Raw genomic sequence first — 18078 nt, 5'->3', positions numbered from 1 at the left:
GCCGCTTCCGGGCAGCCCCGGCGCGCATAGCCTCTCCGGCGACGGCACGCGCCGGGAGACATCGCCGCAGCCAAACGCTATGCGCGCGGCATGCCCCGGCTGCTCCTGTTCAACAAACCCTTCGGGGTCCTGTCGCAATTCACCGACCGCGGCTCGCCGACGGTGCGGTCGACCCTGTCGGATTTCATTGCGGTAAAGGGCGTCTACCCCGCCGGGCGGCTCGATCGCGACAGCGAGGGCCTGCTGCTGCTCTGCGACGACGGGCGACTGCAGGCGCGCATTGCCGATCCGCGCTTCAAGATGCCCAAGACCTATCTGGTGCAGGTCGAGGGCGATCCGCAGGACGCGGAACTCGAGCCGCTCCGGCGCGGCGTGCTGCTCAAGGACGGCATGACCCTGCCGGCGGAGGTCGCGCGGATCGACGCGCCGGACCTGTGGGAGCGCGACCCGCCGATCCGCCAGCGCAAGTCGATCCCCGATAGCTGGCTGAAAATCACCATCCGTGAAGGGCGCAACCGGCAAGTCCGCCGCATGACCGCGGCGGTGGGCCTGCCCACGCTGCGGCTGGTCCGCTGGTCGATCGGCGACTGGTCCGTCGCCGGGATCGCGCCGGGGGAGTTTGCGGAGGGCCTGCGCCGGAGGCAGGGGTGAAGGCTACGCCCGGTATTGACCGTGCGCGCGAATGTCCGGAGTTGGTAGAGAGCGGACGCTATCTGCTGGGGCAGGCGTGCGCCGGCGTAAGAGTGATATTCCTATAGGTCAGCGAGCGCTGTACGTCGCCGTCATCCGTGCTGATCGTTGCGGTTCCCTGAAAAGTCGCAGGAACGCCGTTGTCAGGTGATCCTCTGCCCATACGCTGAACTGGTGCGGTGAGTGTGACCAGCACGAATGATCGAAGCTCCTTCGGGCTGCCATGATTGAACCATGTCGCGCCTTGGCTCCCTTCTCCTTCAAGTTGACCGTTCGGAGTAGCGCTGCTGCCCGCTTTGATCCTCCAACCGGGGGGAATTCTACATACAGCCCGAAATTGAACTCCCCAGGTCTTGATGGAAAACGCTTCGATGCTTTCGGTGCCCTTGAGCGGAATGCTCCCGATCGAAAGCAGGTAGGTGCGAGGACGGTCGACGGGCGCTGCACCGACCAAGAGCAAAGCGAGGAGGAGACGTGCCTTCACAGGCTTAAGCTTGCATTAGATTCCAACGTCCGCAACTGGGCGCTTCCTGCCGTTGCGCATACATGCGTCTAAAGCCGATGGTACCAGTGGCACACACGCCTGTGGCGCCGTCTGGCGGGCGACTGCGGCGCGTCGCCGTGACTGCCGCCGGTTGCTGCCGGCCGCGAAAGCTGATTTGAAGCCTCGCGCTGGGGGGCTCGACCGCGTACAGGCGCGCCGGGTTGCTCCCATCGTCTCGCGACCGGCTCCATCGCGCAAGGAGCGTGTACAAGGGCAGGCAGTTTCTGGGTTTCAATGAACTATCGACATTCCTTCCATGCCGGCAACAGCGCCGATGTCGTCAAGCACAGCCTGCTGATCGCGCTTGTCCGCGCGCTCCAGCAGAAGCCGGGGGCGTTGACGCTGATCGACACCCATGCCGGCTGCGGGCTCTATGATCTGGGCGGCGAACAGGCCCAGCGCACCGGCGAGGCCGCACAGGGCGTGTTGCGGGCCTTTGCCGACACGAACCCGTTGCTCGACGACTATCGCGCCGCCGTGCGGGCCGTGAATGTCGGGGCAGAGCCGCAGCGCTACCCCGGCTCGCCGCAGTTCCTCGCGCAGCTCCTCCGCCCGCAGGACCTGCTGATCCTCAACGAAAAGCATCCCGAAGACGCGCAGGCCCTGCGCGGCGCGATGCGCGGATCGCCTGCCGCCGTGCACGAGCGTGACGCCTATGAGCTTTGGCTGGCGATGCTGCCCACCCGAACGCCGCGCGGCGTGGTGGTGGTCGACCCGCCCTACGAGCAGACCGATGAACGCGCCCGCATCACCGCAACCCTTGCCGCCGCGCACCGCAAATGGGCGCATGGCGTGACGGTGATCTGGTATCCGCTCAAAGACCGCGCGACGCATCAGCAGTGGAAGCGAAAGCTGCGCAACCTCGGCATCCCGAAATTCCTTTCGGTCGAGCATTGGCTCTATGATGCCGATCAGCCCGAGCTCTATAACGGCGCCGGGCTGTTCATCGTCAATCCGCCCTACGCCTTCACACAGGCGCTGCCGCCGCTGCTCGAAGCCCTCCGCGCCGCGCTGGCGCCGGAAGGGCACCGGGGCAGGATCACCGCCGAGTGGCTGGGCGATTGAAAATGCGGCCGGTACCGGCTCGGATCATCCGGCACCGGCCCGCCGGCGTCCGGCGATCCGCGTTTCCGAAACGTCGCCCCGATTGCTGCGCCGCCGGCGCTCGCCCCCGCTAGCGGCCGGAGGTGATGCGAATTGCAGCACCGGGGCCTCGCTATCGCCCCGTGCGAAAGGGCGTCGCGGCCAGCGCTTCGCAAAGGATGGGCGCGCTTCCCCACCGCCGTCGTCCCTGCGACGCACGGCCGCATCGTTGCGGCACGCCTCGGCCAACCTTGTTGGCACATGACAAGCCCGAACGCCGGGGCTAAGACGCGCAGTGTGCAGCGCCTACGCCGCCTTGTTGCCCGTCATCGTGTCGTCGCAGGAGTGGTCCTTGCGCTGGCGTTGGTGATGAAGCTGCTGATCCCCGCCGGCTTCATGCCGATGGTGGCGGACGGCCGAATGGTCGTGCGGCTATGCTCGGGCACGGGGCCGATGGCCATGGCTGTTTCCGGATTCGGGCAGAACAAGACCGATCACGACAGCAACCACGACAAGCACGAGCAGCCCTGCGCCTTCTCCGGCCTCTCCGCACCGTCGCTGGCAGCGGCCGATCCGGCCCTGCTGGCGCTCGCGATCCTGTTTGTGCTCGCGATGGGCATCCGCGCCCTGGCGCTGCCGGCCATGGCGGCGCCCCCCTATTTGCGCCCGCCGCTGCGCGGTCCACCGGCACGCTGATCGACGACGCCGCGTGACCGGCTGAAAGAGGGGCTGCGCCTTGGCTCGGTCCGCATCGTCTGCCGTCATGCCTCGTAGCAAAGCCTGATCGAGGCATCGCCCCCGCGCGATGCCGGCAGGCGTCGAGGACTGCCATCCATGCTCCATCCTGTTCCGGCGCGGGCATCGGCCCGTCGCAAGCGCGTTCGCCCTGTTGCGACGGCCACGCCTGCCCTGCCGCGTTTCATCGCCTGGCTGCGCAGGCTCCGCCGCTCGGCCTGGCTGCTGATCGCGGCCTGCACGCTGTTGCGCATCGGCGCGGCGATCGTGCCCGACGCACCGATCGTACTGCCCGCGTTCCGGCCGCGGCTCGAAACCGGCAGCCGATCGGAACGCGACGTCGGACGCTGGCTCGGTCTGCGCCGCGCCGTCACCCCCCGCCTCCCGTCCGCATTGCCTGCGGGCCGCAGCTTTTCCTGACGCAGCCCGTCAGCACCCCCTTCATGGAAGGAAGACACATCATGAAACCCATTCTTGCCGGCCTGGCCTGCGCGATTGCCGCCGCCCCGGCGCCGGCCCATGATTTCACGCTCGGCAGCCTGGAAATCGCCCATCCCTGGACCCGCCAGACCGCCCCCGGCCAAAGCAACGGCGGCGGCTTCCTGGTCGTGACCAACAAGGGCCGCACAGCCGACCGGCTGATCGGCGTCGCCTCGCCCGCCGCGGGCAAGGTCGAGCTCCACACCATGGCGATGGACGGCGGCGTGATGCGCATGCGCCCGGTCGTCGGCGGGCTGCCGATCCCGGCGGGCGGCACGCTCACGCTCGCGCCCGGCGGCTACCACATCATGCTGATCGGCCTGAAGGCGCCGCTCGCGCTCGGTGCGATGGTGCCGCTGACGCTGCGCTTCGAACGGGCGGGCTCGATCACCGTGGCGCTCAAGGTCGAGCCGGTGAGCTTCACCGGAAAGGCGGCGCATGACCGGCATTGATCCCGATCCCGATCCCGACACCGATACCGCATCGGAAGGCAGCATCGGCCGGGGCTGGATCGGCTGGACGATTGCCATCCTGGTCTTGCTCGCGGCGGCGGGCGGGGTCGCCTATCGGGTGACGCACCGCAAAGCCCCGTCCGCCACGACGGCCGCGCTCTTCGGCGGTGCGTTCGCCATGACCGATCAGAACGGCAGGACGGTCACCGACCAGTCGCTGCGCGGCAAGGCCTATGCGATCTTCTTCGGCTTCACCCGCTGCCCGGACGTCTGCCCGACCTCGCTCAACCGCATGGCGCAGCTGCGCAAGCAACTCGGCACCGACGGCATGAAGTTCGACATCGTCTTCGTCTCGGTCGATCCCGGCCACGACAAGCGCCAGGACATCGGCAACTATCTCGCGCTGTTCGGCACGCCGATCATCGGGCTGACCGGCACCGATGCCCAGATCGCGCAGATCGTGAAGGCGTTTCACGTCTATTACCGAAAGGTGCCGCTCCCGGGCGGCGACTACACCATCGATCACACCGCCTCGATCTACCTGATGGACCGCGAAGGCCGGTTCGTCGCCACCATCGATCACCAGGAACAGCAAGACACCGCGCTGGAAAAGCTCAGGCGCGCGATCGCGACCTGACACCCGCACGAGCCACAAATAATGGGAAACACAACCTTGAAGACCATCCTGCTCACCGGCGCGTGCCTCGCGTTCGCCGGCCCCGCCCTTGCCCAGACCACGTCGCCCGCTGCGACGGACAGCGATACCCGCTTCACCATCGGCGAGATCGTCGTCACCGCGCCCAGCATGGCGCGCTCGACCGAGAACGTCCTCACCTCGGTCGACATGCTCGGCGGCGACGTTGCCCAGCGCCAGTCCGTCGACAATGCCTGGGAGCTGTTCGCCCGGCTGCCCGGCGTGGTGCTGACCGATTTCAACCAGGGCACCACTTCCGGCCGCTTCTCGATCCGCGGCTTCAACGGTGAGGGCGAGATCAACGCGGTCAAGCTGCTCGTCGACGGCGTGCCGAGCAACGACAATGCCGGGGCGATGACCGCGATCGACATGATCGCGCCGCTCGACATCGCCGGAATCGAGCTGGTGCGCGGCACCTCCGATCCGCGCTGGGGCCTCAACGCGATTGCCGGCAGCGCCAATATCCTCACCCGGATCGGCGGCAGCTATCTCGACGCGCGGCTGCTCGGCGGATCGTTCGGGACGATGGACGGGCAGCTCTCGGCCGGACTGGAGCGCGGCCGCTTCAGCCAGAACTATATGGTCAGCTATCGCTCGACCAACGGCTACCGCGCCCATGCCGATCTCGAACGCCTCAACCTCGCCGGCAAATGGTTCTATGACTTCGGCGGCACGCGGCTGGGCGCGATCGTGCGCTATTCGGACGCGACCGCGCAGGAGCCCGGCTATCTCACCGATGCCGATGCCTATACCCGCCGCCGCATCGCCTATCCGATCTCGGAAACCGATGGCGGCACGCGGCGGATCGGCCAGTACAGCCTGCATCTCGACAGCGGCCTCACCGACACGCTGGCGCTGAACGCCACCGGCTATGCCAACAGCCTGCGCGACGACCGCTATGTGCGATATTCGGCCAATGTCGCGCAGCAGCGGCGGCTCGCCGACGAGTGGCAATATGGCGGCACGCTGGCGCTCCATTACCATCCACAGGTCGATTTCCTCTACCGGCTGATGCTGGAAGCCGGCGGCGACGTGCAGGTGCAGGACAACAAGTCGTTGCGCTGGCTGGCCAATCGCCGGACGTTGACCAGCCAGACCCGCGACCAGAAGTTCGACCTCACCGTCTATGGCGGCTATCTGCAGGCGGTGATCGAACCGACCGCGTGGCTGAAGCTCACCCCCGCCTGGCGTGTCGACCGGGTGGCGGGCAACTTCACCAACCGGCTGAACGGCGCGACCGCCCCGATCAACGACTATGGCACGATCAGCCAGCCCAAGATGAGCATCGCGATCACCCCCGGCGGCGGCGTGACGCTGTACGGCAATTATGGCCGCAGCTTCCAGATCGGGGTCGGCTCGGGCGCCTATCTGGTGCCGCCGCGCACCGCCGACCTCGCGCCTTCGATCAACGAAGGCTATGAGGCGGGCATCAAGCTGGCGCGCGGCCGCTGGCTGGAGGCGCGCGTGGCGCTTTGGCAGCAGACCGCGAGCGGCGAGCTCAAGCGACGCCTCAACGATCCCTCGGGCGATTTCGACAATCTCGGCAAGACGCGGCGGCGCGGCATCGACCTTCAGCTCGATCTGAAGCCGATGCGCGGCGTCGACCTGTGGGGCAGCTACTCCTACCAGACCGCGCGCATCGTCATCCCCGATCCGGCGACGCCGTCGCAGGCGGGCAACGATATCGACCACGTCCCCCGCCATGTCTTCTCGGGCGGTATCGACGTGACGCCGACGGACAAGCTGCGCCTGTCGCTGACCGGCAACGGCCAGTCGAGCTACCAGCTCAACGCCGCCAACAATCAGGGGCGGTTCGGCGACTATGTCGTGCTCAACGCCGAGGTCGCCTACCAGATCGACGCGCACGTCGAGGTGTCGGCGCAGCTCAAGAACCTCGCCAACGACCGCTACGAATATGTCTGGTTCGACGGCTCCCAGCGGCTGCATGGCCCGGCCGATCCGCGCGCGCTTTACGGCGCGATGCGCTTCCGCTTCTGATGGCGGCGGCGCGCCCTTCGCTGCGGGTGCTGGTGCGGCGGGTCCATCTCTGGCTCGGCCTGACGATCGGCGCGCTGTTCGCCTTTGCCGGGCTGACCGGTAGCCTGCTCGTCTTCTATCCGGAGATCGACGCCGCGCTGTCGCCGGCGCTGCGCGCGGTGCCGGCGGGGACGCGGCCTGCCGCGTGGCAGGCGGTGGTCGACACGCTCCATCGCGAGCATCCCGCCCGCACCGGCGCGTGGCGGATCGAAGTGACGCCGCAGGGCGGCGCGATCCCGGTACGCTACTACAAACCGCGCGAGACCGCGGGCCGCGACTTCGCGCCGCTGCTCGTCTGGGTGGACCCGGTGCGGATGACGACGATCCGCACCGGCTTCTGGGGCGACACGGCGTTCACCTGGATCTACGACCTCCATTACCGGCTGCTGCTCGACAAGCCCGGCGGCGTAGCGATGGGCATCTTCGGGATCGCGATGCTGGCCCTGATCGCAAGCGGGCTCTGGGCGTGGTGGCCGCGACCGGGCGGCTGGCGGCGCGGCCTGCACTTCAAGCGCCGCGCTGCGCCGGTGCGGCGGCTCTACGACTGGCACAAGCTGACGGGCGTGGGCGCGCTGGTGCTGCTGCTCGTCGTCACCGGCACCGGCGTGCTGCTCGACCTGCCGGATCAGGTGCGGCCCCTGCTCCGCCGGATGTCGCCGCTGTTCACCGCGCCTGCCATGACCGTGACGCCCGCCGGCACGCCGCTGCCGGTCGACGTGCTGGTGCGGCGCGCCGAGGAGCGTTTCCCGGACGCGGTGCTGGCCTGGATCGAAACGCCCGACGGGCCGACCGCGCCGATCCGCATCAACCTCGCCCGCCCCGGCGAGCCAAGCCGGCGCTTCCCGCGCACCAATGTATGGCTCGATCCCTATAGCGGCCGGATCGTCGCCGTGCGCGACGGGCTGGACGAGAGCGGCGGCGACGTGCTGCTCAACTGGCTGCATCCGCTCCATGGCGGCGAGGCGTTCGGGCTGGCCGGGCGGCTGCTCGCGCTGGCGGCGGGACTGGCGCCGATCGCGCTGTTCGTCACCGGCCTGCTGCGCTGGCGCCGTCGCAGGCCGCGCCGGCGCCACGGCTGCGCATCTGACCTTCGCTAAAGGCGCTGGTACCGCAGGACGGCTTCGAACCGCGCGCCGCCGTCGCCCCCGGTCAGCCTCAGCTCGCCGCCGTGCGCGCGCAGGATCTGCCGGGCCAGCGCGAGCCCGACGCCGCTCCCCTGCGCTTTGGTGGTGAAGAACGGGCGAAAGATCGCCTCGGCATCGGCGCCGCGCACGCCGGGGCCGTTGTCCCACACGCACAGCCGCGCCGTCGCCTCGTCGCGCTCCAGCGTCAGCCCGACCTGACCGTCGTCGCGTCCGGCCACGGCTTCGGCGGCATTCTGCAACAACGCCCAGATCGCCGCGCTCAGCTGGTCCGCATCCCCCTGCAACCGCACCGGCACCGCAGCGTCGCAGGTCAGCGGCAGCGCGGGCCAGCGCGTCGCGAACAGCCGCGCCAGGTCCGCGACAAGCTCGCGCAGGTCGACCGGCGCGAACTGCGGCGCGGGCAGCCGCGCCAGCGAGCGATAGGCCTCGCCGAACCGCTGCAACCCCGCCGCGCGGCGCGCCACCGTTCCCACCGCGTCGCGGATCGCGGGCAGCGCCGGCGCGTCGTCGGCCAGCATGTCCGCCGCGGTGCGGCTCAGCGAGGCGATCGGCGTCAGCGCATTGACGATCTCGTGGCTCAACACCTGCACCAGGTCGCGCAGCGTGGCGGCCTCCGCCGCCTTCAGCTCGGCATCGATGTCGATCAGCGCCGCCAGCCGGCTCGGCGCGCCGCCCAGGACAAGGTCGCTCGTCGTCAGCGCATAATGCCGCCCGTCGATCGCCACGGTGCCCGCGGCGCCGGGCGCTTCGGCGGCGATCGCCGCCACCAGCGCGGCGGGCGGCGCCGGGATCAGGTCGGCCGCACCGAACAGCCGCCGCGCCGCGCGATTGATCGCGTGGAGCTGCTGCGCGGCGTCGAGCGTCACGATCGGCGCGGGCGACAGGTCGAGCAGCGCGGTCAGCCGCCGCTCGCGGTGCGCGGTGTCGGGTGCGGGCGCGGGCGGGGTCGCCGGCCCGGGTTGCGGCCGCCGCGCCTCGACGATGCCCGTCGTCACGCCCCACAGCGCGGCCAGCACCGCGACCAGGGCGTTGGCATAGAGCCCCGCGGCCCATGCCAGCGCGAACAGCCCGCCCGCGGCGAGCAGCAACAGCCCGCGCAGCAGCGCGCGCCATCCCCTAGAGCCCATATTTCGCCATCCGCCGATAGAGCGCCGCGCGCGTCAGCCCCAGCTCGGCCGCCGCGCGGCTGACATTGAACGCGTGCCGTTTCAGCGCCGCCGCGACCAGCGCCGCCTCGCTGCGGTTGAGGTTCAGGTCGGCACGGATCGCGCGCGGCTCACCCGGCTCGTCGGCAAGCGCAAGCCCCAGCGCGGCGACGTCGATCGCCTCGCCGCCGCCCAGCAGCACCGCGCGCTCGATCGCAAGGCGCAGCCCATGCACCCCGTCGGGCCACGAATCGGCCGCGACCGCCCGCGCCGCCTCGTCGGTCAGCGGGCGCAGCGGCTGGCCATATCGGCCCGCGAACAGCGCCAGGAAATGGCGGGCGAGCAGCAATGCGTCGTCGCCCCGCCCCGCCAGCGCCGGCAGCGCGATCTCCACCGTGTTCAGCCGAAAGCGCAGGTCGTCGTTCAGCGCCGCCCGCGTTCCCGCCCGGTCGCGGCGGCTCGTCGCCAGCACGCGCACGCTTCCCAGCCGCCGCGCCAGCTCGGGCTGCAATGCGGGCGCCAACTGGTCGACCGCCTCGATCAGCAGCGTGGCCCCCTCGGCGGCCTCGGTCCGCGCGGCGACGGTCGCAAGGTCGGCCACCGCGGCGTCGAGCGTCACCAGCGGGCGCTCGGCGCGCGGGGAGGCTCGGTGGAGCATCTGCGCCACCAGCGTCTTGCCGCTCCCCGCCGGGCCGGTAATCAGCACCGCCGCATCGGTCGGGCCGACACGGGCGACGATCCCGCGCGCCGCCTCGATCGCCGGCGCCTCGCCCAGCAGCAGCAATGCCTCTTCCCCCGCCGCCGCCGGCGCCGCGGCCAGTTTCGCCCGGCGCAGCGCGACCGCGCGCTCGACCGTGGCGAGCAGCCGCTCGTTGCTCCACGGCTTGATCACAAAGTCGCTCGCCCCGCCGCGCATCGCCTGCACCGCGACCGCGATGCCGCTATGCCCGGTCACGACCACCACCACGGCGTTGCGGTCGGCGGCGATCAGCCGGTCGAGCATCCGGAAGCCTTCCTCGCCGCTCGTCCGCCCGCGCGCGAAGTTGAGGTCGAGCAGGATGACGTCGGCCGGGGCCTCGGCCAGCCGCACCCATGCCGCGTCGGGGTCGGCGGCGCCGGTCACGCGCATGCCCTGCCGTTCGAGCAGCAGCGTCGCCGCGCGGACGATGTCGGGATCATCGTCGATGACCAGGATGGCGGGCGATTCGGCGGACACGATGTTGACGGCCTCAGGCTAGTGTTCGAAATCGGACACTAGCTTGGCGACTGTCCGCCCGGCACGCCAGCACTTTCTCGATAATCCTTTATTTGCAGCGGCTTCGCCCTGTTCGCTCGCCTCCTGTACGCTGGCGGACATGGAAGCCTCCTCTCTCCCGACCAGCGGCGCCGCGATGGACCGGCGGATCGAGCGCCCGCATGCCCGCCGTCGCCGGGCCGCGATCCGCGCGGCGATCGGCCTCGCCGTCGTCGTCGCGGCGGCGATCGGCTGGTGGTTCATGCCGGGTTCGCAATCGCTCGCGGTCGATGCGACGACGATCCGCATCGCGCCGGTCACGCGCGCCGCCTTCGCCGATTATGTCCCGCTGCGGGCGCAGGTCGCGCCGCTTCAGACCGTGTACGTCACCGCGGTCAGCGGCGGCCAGGTCGAGGCGCTGCTCGCCAGCGACGGCCAGTCGGTCGCCGCCGGGGCGCCGCTCGCGCGGCTGGCCAACCCCTCGCTCGCGCTCGATGTCGCCAGCCGATCGGCCAACATCGCGGGACAGCTCAGTTCGATCAGCGGCCAGCGCCTGTCGATCCAGCAGAGCCGCGAACAGACCGAACGCGACATCGCCGCCGCACGCAACGATCTCGCCAAGGCCGAGGCGCTGCTGCGTCAGAAGCAGATCCTGTTCGACAAGACGATCGTCACCGCCGCCGCGCTCGCGCCGGTGCGCGACGAGGTCGTCTATCAGCGCGCGCGCCTCGCCGCGCTCACCCGCGCCGCGCAGGAGGCGCGCAGGATGCTCGCCGAACAGGCGTCGGGGGTCGACGCGACCGCGGGCGAGCTGCGCGAAAGCCTTGCGATGACGCGGGCGGGCCTTGCCGCGCTCGTCGTTCGCGCGCCGGTGGCAGGGCGGCTCACCGCCTTCACGCTGCAACCGGGACAGATGGTCAAGCCCGGCGACGCGGTCGGCCAGGTCGATTCCGAACATGCGTGGAAACTCACTGCCGACGTCGATCAATTCTATCTCGGCCGCGTCCGCACCGGGCTTGCCGCCGTCGCCGATCTCGACGGGCACAGCCTGCCGCTCACCGTGCTCAAGGTGCTGCCGCAGGTCACCGACGGCCGCTTCCGCGTCGAACTCGGCTTCAGGACGGCGCCGCCGGCGGGGCTCAACCGCGGCCAGACGCTCGACGTGCGCCTCACGCTCGGCGCCGATCGCCCCGCGGTCGTCGCGCCGTCGGGCGGCTGGCTCGATGCCGGCGGCACCACCGCCTTCGTCCTCACCAGCGATTCGCGTGCCGTGCGCCGGGCGATCACCACCGGCCGCCGCAATCCCGACCAGGTCGAAGTGACCGGCGGCCTCGCGCCCGGCGACCGCATCATCACCTCGCCGCTTTCCACCTACGCCCCCTACCAGACCCTGCTCATCCGATAGGAACCCGCCATGATCCAGCTCACCGCCATCCACCGCGCCTACCGGTCCGACGAGGTCGAAACGACCGCGCTTGCCGAAATCGACCTGACCGTCGAGCCGGGCGAATTCCTCGCGATCATGGGGCCGTCGGGCTGCGGCAAGTCGACGCTGCTCAACATCCTCGGCACGATCGACCGGCCGACCAGCGGCGCCTATCTGTTCGAGGGGGAGGACATCGCGAAGGCGCCCGAAGCACAGCTCGCCCGGCTGCGCCGCGACCGGCTGGGCTTCGTGTTCCAGAGCTTCAACCTGATCGACGAGCTCACCATCGCCGAAAACGTCGCGCTGGCGCTCGCCTATCGGTCGATGCCCGCGCGCGAGAAGCGCGAGCGTGTCGATGCCGCGATGGACCGCGTCGGCATCGCGCATCGCCGCAACCACCATCCGCACCAGCTTTCGGGCGGCCAGCAGCAGCGCGCCGCCATCGCCCGCGCGATCGTCGGCGAGCCCAGGCTGATCCTGGCGGACGAACCCACCGGCAACCTCGACACCGAAAACGGCGCGCAGGTGATGGACATCCTCACCCGGCTGAACGCCGACGGCGCGACGATCGTGATGGTCACCCACTCGCCCGCCCATGCCGATATCGCCAAGCGCACCGTGCACATGCTCGACGGGCGCATCCTGTCCGCGGTCCGGCGGGCGGCATGAAGCTCGACCGCGCGCTGACGGTGCTGGTGCTGCTGCTCCTCGCCGTCGCCCTGCTCCGCCACCTGTCCCAGACCCGCGACCCGGGAGTGACGCCATGACCTCCGCGCTGACCAGCTTCTACCGCTCGCTCACCCGCCACCGCCTCTTCGCCGCGCTCAACATCGGCGGGCTCGCGCTCGGCATCGCGGTGTTCCTGCTGCTGTTCCTCTACGTAAGGTTCGAAACCGGCTATGACCGCGTGCTGCCGGGCTGGGACAAGCTCTACCTGATCCACGAGCAATATCTGCGCCCCGGCGACCCGAGCGATCCCAACCCCAATACGATGGGCGGCGAACTCGACCTGCTGCGCGCCGACTTCCCCGACCTCGCGGCGACGCGCATCAATCCGTCGGGCGTGACGGTGCTCCAGGGCGGCAACGTCACCGGCGAGAAGGTGATGATCGTCGATCCCGGCTTTTTCGACCTGTTCCCCTTCCCCGTCCTCGCCGGCGATCCCGAACGGACGTTGCGCCGGCCCGACGGGCTGATCGTCACCGAAACCGCCGCGCGCAAATATTTCGGCACGCTCGCCGCGGTGGGGCGCACGCTCACGCTGGTGATCGGCACGACGCAATATCAGTATCGCGTCGGCGCGGTGCTGCGCGATCCGCCGCAGAACGTCACCTTCAAGTCGGACGTCTATCTGCCGATGGTCCGCACGCGGTTCGCCGACAGTTTCTTCGACCATTGGGGAAGCACCGCGGTGTTCACCGTGGTCCGCCTGCCCGATGCGGCCGCCGCGCGCGATTTCGACCGGCGGCTGGCCGCTTTTCTCGATCGCCACGCCTTCCGCACCGGCAACATCCCCAAGGACCAGTATCGCCAGTTCGTGCGCCCCCTGTCCGCGCTGCACCTCGCCGATCCGGCCGACCGCGCGATCGTGACGACGCTGGGGCTGGTCGGGCTGCTCACGCTGCTGATCGCGATCGTCAACTATGTGAACCTGTCGACCGCGCGGGCGGGGCTGCGTGCCCGCGAAGTCGCGGTGCGCAAGGTGCTCGGCGGCTCGCGCCGGGCGCTGACGGGGCAGTTCCTCACCGAAGCGATCGCCACCGTCGCGCTTGCCGGGCTGATCGGGCTCGCGCTCGCCGAACTCGCGCTGCCCGTGGTCAACACGCTCGGCGGCACGTCGCTCACCATCGACTATCTCGGCTGGGACGGCATCCTGCTGCCGCTGGTCGGGCTCGTGCTTGTCGTCGGGGCGCTGGCGGGGCTTTATCCGGCGCTGCTCCTTTCGGGATTTCGCCCGGCGGCGGTCCTTGCCTCGTCGCGCACGCCCGGCGGCGGTCGCGCGGGATCGCGGCTGCGCAGCGGCCTCGTGGTCGGCCAGTTCGCCATCGCCATCGCCTTCGCGATCGCCACGGTCGTGATGCTCGTCCAGACCGCGCACGTCGCCAGCGCCGATATCGGCTTTCGCCGTGCGGGGCTGATCGTCGTGCGCTCGACGGCGGACAGCGCGATCACCCCGGCACAGCGCGCGCAGTTGCTCGACGCGCTGCGCCGCACGCCGGGCGTCACGCGCGCGGCGATCGGCCTCAACGCGCCGGGGCTTCAGGCCACCACCAACACCGACAGTCTCCACCGCAACGAGGATCCGACGCGCAAGTCGATGATCTCGATCGTCGACACCGGCGAGGGCTATTTCGAAACCGTCGGCGCGCGCCTGCTCGCCGGGCGGCTGTTCGACCGCAGCCGCGGCGAGGACAACAGCGACTGGCGCTATGCCCCCGGCCGCTCGGGCGACGACCGGGTGGCCAACGTCGTGCTCAACGCCAGCGCGGCGCGCAAGCTCGGCTATGCCAGCCCCGCCGCCGCGGTCGGTCACATGATCGAGGGGATGGGCCCCGCGCGCGTGATCGGCGTGATCGCCGACATGCGTTTCGAATCGCCGCGCGAGCCGCGCCGCCCGACGCTCTATCTGTGGGCCGATCAGGCGAGCTGGCCGATGAGCGCGATCGCGCGCTACGCCGGCGACGATCCGCGCCCCACGCTCGCCGCGATCGAGGCGACGTGGAAACGCGCCGCCCCCACCGTGCCGTTCGATGCCGTCAGCGCCGAGACGAGCCTGTACGAGCGCTACTACAAGGCCGACTCCCAGCGCGCCCGGCTGTTCACGCTCGGCGCCGGGCTGGCGGTGCTGATCGGCTGCCTCGGCCTCTACGGCCTCGCCTCGTTCGACACGACCCGCCGGATCAAGGAGATCGGCATCCGCAAGGCGCTCGGCGCCTCCACGGCCGACGTGCTCCGCCTGCTCGTCGCGCGGTTCCTGCGCCCGGTGCTGATCGCCAACCTCATCGCCTGGCCGCTCGCCTGGGCGGCGATGCAGCGCTGGCTCGCGGGCTTCGACGACCGGATCGCGCTGTCGCCGCTCTATTTCCTGCTCGCCTCCGGCCTCGCCGCGCTCATCGCCGTCGCCACGGTGATCGGCCAGTCGTGGCGCGTCGCCCGCGCCGAACCCGCCCGCGCGCTGCGCTACGAATAGCCGTCGCGCAGACCCTTGACCCGGCGGCGTCCGCTATGGGCCCGCCGGGACGGGATCAAACGTCATGCGCGACCGTTGGCCCCTGTACGGTGGATCGCCGCGCGCCCGCGCGCCCGAAACAGCCCGAGGAGAATCGCATGCCCCCGTCCAGCGACGGCAACCCGCCGCAACAACCCATGCCGCCCGGCAACGCCGCCCCCGCCGCGATCGAGGACGACGATATCCCGTTCACCGGCGAGGAAGATCCGCTGGCCGAGGTGAGCACCGGCGCGTTCGCGGAAGTCGTCGCCGAATTCTCCCGATCGGAGCAGCGCGCCAAGGCAGCGAAATGACGCCGCCGCGCGGCTGCCGGACGCGTCGGCCAGGAACCGCCCCGGCCCTCACGCCCGAAAGCGATGGCTACCCCTCACGCCGCCCCCGCCTCGCCGGCCAGCCGCGCCAGGATCGGGCAGTCGGGGCGCGCGTCGCCGTGGCAGCGGTCGGCGAGGTCGAGCAGCGTCGCGCGCATCGCCTCCAGCGCGCGCGCCTTGCGGCCCAGTTCCTGGGCGCGCGCGGTCGCCAGCGCCTTGACGTCGGCACTCGATCGCGCCCGGTCCTGCCACAGCCCCAGCAGCGCGCGGATCTCCTCGACCGGAAAACCCAGGTCACGGGCGTGCGCGACGAAGCGCAGCCGCTCGACATCGGCGGTCGAATAGTCGCGATAGCCGCTCTCGCGCCGCGCGGGCGCCGGGATCAGCCCGATCTTCTCGTAATGGCGGATCATCCGCTGCGACACGCCGCTCGCGGTCGCCGCCTCGCCGATGTTCATGCGCCCGCCTCCCCGCCGTCGAGCCGCACCGCGTTCAGCCGCAGCGCGTTGGTCACCACCGCGAACGACGACAGCGCCATCGCCGCGCCCGCGATCATCGGCGACAGCAACAGCCCGGTCAGCGGATAGAGCACGCCCGCCGCCACCGGCACGCCGATGCCGTTGAACGCGAACGAGAACCACAGATTCTGCCGGATGTTGCGCATCGTCGCGCGCGCCAGCCGCCGCGCGCGCACGATCCCGTCCAGCTCGCCGCGCGTCAGCGTCAGCCCCGCGCTCTCGATCGCGACGTCGGTGCCCGTCCCCATCGCGATGCCGACATCGGCGGCGGCGAGCGCGGGCGCGTCGTTGATCCCGTCGCCCGCCATCGCCACGCGCGCGCCGCCCGCCTTCAACTCGGCGACGATCGCGGCCTTGTCCTCGGGCAACAGTCCGGCATGCACCGCGTCGATGCCGCCGATCGCCCGCGCCACCGCGTTCGCCGCCGGCGCGGCGTCGCCGGTCAGCATCACGATGCGCAGCCCCTCGGCCTTCAGCGCGGCGACCGCCGCCGATGCCTCGCGCTTGATCGGGTCGGCGATCACCAGCCGCCCCGCCGCGTGCCCGTCGACCGCGACATGGATCACCGTCCCCGCCGCCGCCTCGGGATCGTTCCCCCCCGCCGCCGGCGGCTGCTCCCCGGTCGCGACGCCCAGCCCCGCCATCATCGCGGCGTTGCCCAGCGCCACCGCACGCCCGTCCACCGTCGCGCGCACGCCCTGGCCGGTGGTCGAGGCAAAGTCGCGCGCCGCCGCGATGCGCAGCCCGCGCGCCTCGGCCTCGGCCACCACCGCGCGCGCCAGCGGATGCTCGGACCCGCGCTCGACCGCGGCCGCCAGCGCGACCAGCGCGTCGGCGTCGAACCCCGCCGCCGGGATCGCCGCGACCAGTCGCGGCCGCCCCTCGGTCAGCGTGCCCGTCTTGTCGATCACCAGCGTGTCGACGCGCTCCAGCGCCTGCAGCGCCTCGGCCTGCTTGACGAGCACGCCCGCCTGCGCGCCCCGCCCGGTGCCGACCATGATCGACATCGGCGTCGCCAGCCCCAGCGCGCACGGACAGGCGATGATCAGCACCGCAACCGCGTTGAGCAGCGCATGGCCCAGCCGCGGCTCCGGCCCGATCAGGCTCCACACGACAAAGGTCGCCGCCGCCACCGCCACCACCAGCGGCACGAACCATCCCGCGACCCGGTCGGCAACCGCCTGGATCGGCGCGCGGCTGCGCTGGGCGTCGGCGACCATCCGCACGATCCGCGCCAGCACCGTGTCGGCGCCCACCGCCTGTGCCTCGATCACCAGGCTGCCGGTGCCGTTGACGGTGCCCGCGCGCACCGTCGCGCCGGCGGCCTTGGCGACCGGCGCGGGCTCGCCGGTCAGCATCGCCTCGTCGATCGCCGAGCGGCCGTCGATCACCACGCCGTCGACCGGCACGGCGGCGCCGGGGCGCACGCGCAGCCGGTCGCCGCGATGCACCTCGGCCAGCGGCACCTCGGCCTCGCCGCCGTCGGCGCCGATCCGCGTCGCGGTCTGCGGCGCCAGCTTCATCAGCGCGCGGATCGCGCGGCCCGTCGCGGCGCGCGCGCGCAGTTCGAGCACCTGGCCCAGCAGCACCAGCGTCACCACCACCGCCGCCGCCTCGTAATAGACGGGCACCATCCCGTTCATCCCCGGCCCGTTCATCCCCGGCCCGTTCATCGCCGCCCCGTTCATCCCCGGCGCGGGCGGGAACCATCCCGGCGCCAGCGTCGCCGTCAGGCTATAGGCAAAGGCCGCGCCGACGCCGATCGACACCAGCGTGAACATGTTGAGGTGACCGCTGCGGATCGACGCCCATCCGCGCGCGAAGAACGGCGCCCCCGCCCATCCGACGACGGGCAGCGCAAGCGCGAGCTGGACCCAGGCGCTCCACGCCGTCGGCACGGGCATGACCCCCAGCCAGTCGGGCGCCATCGCCAGCACCAGCAACGGCACGCTGAACGCCGCCGCGATCCATGTCCGCCGCGTGAAGTCGACCAGTTCGGGATTGGGGGCGTCGTCGATCGCGGGCGCCTCGGGCTCCAGCGCCATGCCGCAGATCGGGCAGCTTCCCGGCCCCGCGCGGCGGATCTCGGGGTGCATCGGGCACGTCCATTCGGCCCCCGGTACCGCCGCCACCGGCGGGCGATGGGCATGGCCGTGGTCGTGGCCGTGGCCGTGACCGGCGCCGTGGCCGTGACAACATGCCGCCGGTGCCGCCGGTACCGCCTGCGCCGGGGTCGCTGCGGTCGCTGCGCCGTGGCACGCCGAATGGCCGCCCCCATCGGCGGGGGGCGGCGCTGCATCGGGCGAATGGGGCAGGCGCGCGTCGTCGGTCATCTCGAAACTCCTTCAGCGCCCG

At 71.1% G+C, this 18078-nt stretch carries 16 protein-coding genes; 12 read left to right on the top strand and 4 right to left on the bottom strand.

Features of this window, described 5'->3' with window-relative positions:
- The first annotated feature begins 90 nt into the window (after positions 1–90).
- From ACT3CF_RS08505 to ACT3CF_RS08470, 8 genes are all read left to right on the top strand, one after another.
- On the top strand, positions 91–651 hold the full coding sequence (locus tag ACT3CF_RS08505; protein ID WP_478421817.1) for a pseudouridine synthase: 561 nt from the start codon (positions 91–93) through the stop codon (positions 649–651).
- Positions 652–1468: 817 nt separating this feature from the next.
- Entirely contained in the window at positions 1469–2299 is an 831-nt protein-coding gene (locus tag ACT3CF_RS08500; protein WP_478421816.1) for a 23S rRNA (adenine(2030)-N(6))-methyltransferase RlmJ, read from the top strand.
- A gap of 387 nt (positions 2300–2686) precedes the next feature.
- Positions 2687–3013 carry a hypothetical protein gene (locus ACT3CF_RS08495; protein WP_478421815.1) on the top strand — a complete coding sequence of 109 codons (327 nt, stop codon included), beginning with the start codon at positions 2687–2689 and terminating at the stop codon, positions 3011–3013.
- Between the two features lie 138 nt (positions 3014–3151).
- The gene (locus ACT3CF_RS08490; RefSeq protein ID WP_478421814.1) at positions 3152–3472 is read left to right on the top strand and encodes a hypothetical protein; all 321 of its coding nucleotides are present in this window, start codon (positions 3152–3154) and stop codon (positions 3470–3472) included.
- 41 nt (positions 3473–3513) lie between these two features.
- A complete protein-coding gene (locus ACT3CF_RS08485; protein WP_478421813.1) occupies positions 3514–3984 on the top strand; it encodes a copper chaperone PCu(A)C in 471 nt (156 codons plus the stop codon).
- On the top strand, positions 3971–4621 hold the full coding sequence (locus tag ACT3CF_RS08480) for an SCO family protein (RefSeq protein WP_478421812.1): 651 nt from the start codon (positions 3971–3973) through the stop codon (positions 4619–4621). The genes ACT3CF_RS08485 and ACT3CF_RS08480 overlap by 14 nt, the downstream gene beginning before the upstream one ends.
- Positions 4622–4657: 36 nt before the next feature.
- On the top strand, positions 4658–6676 hold the full coding sequence (locus tag ACT3CF_RS08475; RefSeq protein ID WP_478421811.1) for a TonB-dependent receptor: 2019 nt from the start codon (positions 4658–4660) through the stop codon (positions 6674–6676).
- Positions 6676–7812: a PepSY-associated TM helix domain-containing protein gene (locus ACT3CF_RS08470; RefSeq protein ID WP_478421810.1), complete on the top strand. Its 1137-nt coding sequence runs from the start codon at positions 6676–6678 to the stop codon at positions 7810–7812. The genes ACT3CF_RS08475 and ACT3CF_RS08470 overlap by 1 nt, the downstream gene beginning before the upstream one ends.
- Here ACT3CF_RS08470 and ACT3CF_RS08465 read toward each other — a convergent pair.
- Positions 7809–8987: a sensor histidine kinase gene (locus ACT3CF_RS08465; RefSeq protein ID WP_478421809.1), complete on the bottom strand. Its 1179-nt coding sequence runs from the start codon at positions 8985–8987 to the stop codon at positions 7809–7811. The genes ACT3CF_RS08470 and ACT3CF_RS08465 overlap by 4 nt on opposite strands.
- Positions 8977–10221, bottom strand: coding sequence for a sigma-54-dependent transcriptional regulator (locus ACT3CF_RS08460; RefSeq protein ID WP_478421808.1), 1245 nt, complete (start codon positions 10219–10221; stop codon positions 8977–8979). The genes ACT3CF_RS08465 and ACT3CF_RS08460 overlap by 11 nt, the downstream gene beginning before the upstream one ends.
- Before the next feature lie 139 nt (positions 10222–10360).
- On the opposite strand from ACT3CF_RS08460, the gene ACT3CF_RS08455 reads away from it, so the two are divergent.
- The 4 genes from ACT3CF_RS08455 (at position 10361) to ACT3CF_RS08440 (ending at position 15187) form a co-directional block, all read left to right on the top strand.
- On the top strand, positions 10361–11644 hold the full coding sequence (locus ACT3CF_RS08455) for an efflux RND transporter periplasmic adaptor subunit (RefSeq protein WP_478421807.1): 1284 nt from the start codon (positions 10361–10363) through the stop codon (positions 11642–11644).
- A gap of 9 nt (positions 11645–11653) precedes the next feature.
- On the top strand, positions 11654–12334 hold the full coding sequence (locus ACT3CF_RS08450) for an ABC transporter ATP-binding protein (protein WP_478421806.1): 681 nt from the start codon (positions 11654–11656) through the stop codon (positions 12332–12334).
- Between the two features lie 94 nt (positions 12335–12428).
- Complete coding sequence (locus ACT3CF_RS08445; protein WP_478421805.1) at positions 12429–14855, top strand: ABC transporter permease; 2427 nt, start codon at positions 12429–12431, stop codon at positions 14853–14855.
- Positions 14856–14992: 137 nt separating this feature from the next.
- Complete coding sequence (locus ACT3CF_RS08440) at positions 14993–15187, top strand: hypothetical protein (protein ID WP_478421804.1); 195 nt, start codon at positions 14993–14995, stop codon at positions 15185–15187.
- Positions 15188–15261: 74 nt separating this feature from the next.
- Here ACT3CF_RS08440 and cueR read toward each other — a convergent pair whose 3' ends face one another.
- Positions 15262–15663 carry a Cu(I)-responsive transcriptional regulator gene (gene cueR / locus ACT3CF_RS08435; RefSeq protein WP_478421803.1) on the bottom strand — a complete coding sequence of 134 codons (402 nt, stop codon included), beginning with the start codon at positions 15661–15663 and terminating at the stop codon, positions 15262–15264.
- Complete coding sequence (locus ACT3CF_RS08430) at positions 15660–18056, bottom strand: copper-transporting P-type ATPase (protein WP_478421802.1); 2397 nt, start codon at positions 18054–18056, stop codon at positions 15660–15662. Before ACT3CF_RS08430 ends, cueR begins: the two co-directional genes overlap by 4 nt.
- Between the last annotated feature and the right edge of the window lie 22 nt (positions 18057–18078).

Source organism: Sphingomonas chlorellae (assembly GCF_056485145.1).
This window is presented reverse-complemented; position numbering and strand designations above follow the sequence as displayed.

What these genes read in the sequence shown, in the direction of transcription:
- ACT3CF_RS08470 (WP_478421810.1), top strand. Translation starts at nt 6,676, where the DNA reads ATGGCGGCGGCGCGCCCTTCGCTGCGGGTGCTGGTGCGGCGGGTCCAT.
- ACT3CF_RS08450 (WP_478421806.1), top strand. Translation starts at nt 11,654, where the DNA reads ATGATCCAGCTCACCGCCATCCACCGCGCCTACCGGTCCGACGAGGTC.
- ACT3CF_RS08495 (WP_478421815.1), top strand. Translation starts at nt 2,687, where the DNA reads ATGAAGCTGCTGATCCCCGCCGGCTTCATGCCGATGGTGGCGGACGGC.
- ACT3CF_RS08430 (WP_478421802.1), bottom strand. Translation starts at nt 18,056, where the DNA reads ATGACCGACGACGCGCGCCTGCCCCATTCGCCCGATGCAGCGCCGCCC.
- ACT3CF_RS08465 (WP_478421809.1), bottom strand. Translation starts at nt 8,987, where the DNA reads ATGGGCTCTAGGGGATGGCGCGCGCTGCTGCGCGGGCTGTTGCTGCTC.
- ACT3CF_RS08455 (WP_478421807.1), top strand. Translation starts at nt 10,361, where the DNA reads ATGGAAGCCTCCTCTCTCCCGACCAGCGGCGCCGCGATGGACCGGCGG.
- ACT3CF_RS08440 (WP_478421804.1), top strand. Translation starts at nt 14,993, where the DNA reads ATGCCCCCGTCCAGCGACGGCAACCCGCCGCAACAACCCATGCCGCCC.
- ACT3CF_RS08485 (WP_478421813.1), top strand. Translation starts at nt 3,514, where the DNA reads ATGAAACCCATTCTTGCCGGCCTGGCCTGCGCGATTGCCGCCGCCCCG.
- ACT3CF_RS08500 (WP_478421816.1), top strand. Translation starts at nt 1,469, where the DNA reads ATGAACTATCGACATTCCTTCCATGCCGGCAACAGCGCCGATGTCGTC.
- ACT3CF_RS08480 (WP_478421812.1), top strand. Translation starts at nt 3,971, where the DNA reads ATGACCGGCATTGATCCCGATCCCGATCCCGACACCGATACCGCATCG.
- cueR (WP_478421803.1), bottom strand. Translation starts at nt 15,663, where the DNA reads ATGAACATCGGCGAGGCGGCGACCGCGAGCGGCGTGTCGCAGCGGATG.
- ACT3CF_RS08445 (WP_478421805.1), top strand. Translation starts at nt 12,429, where the DNA reads ATGACCTCCGCGCTGACCAGCTTCTACCGCTCGCTCACCCGCCACCGC.
- ACT3CF_RS08490 (WP_478421814.1), top strand. Translation starts at nt 3,152, where the DNA reads ATGCTCCATCCTGTTCCGGCGCGGGCATCGGCCCGTCGCAAGCGCGTT.
- ACT3CF_RS08505 (WP_478421817.1), top strand. Translation starts at nt 91, where the DNA reads ATGCCCCGGCTGCTCCTGTTCAACAAACCCTTCGGGGTCCTGTCGCAA.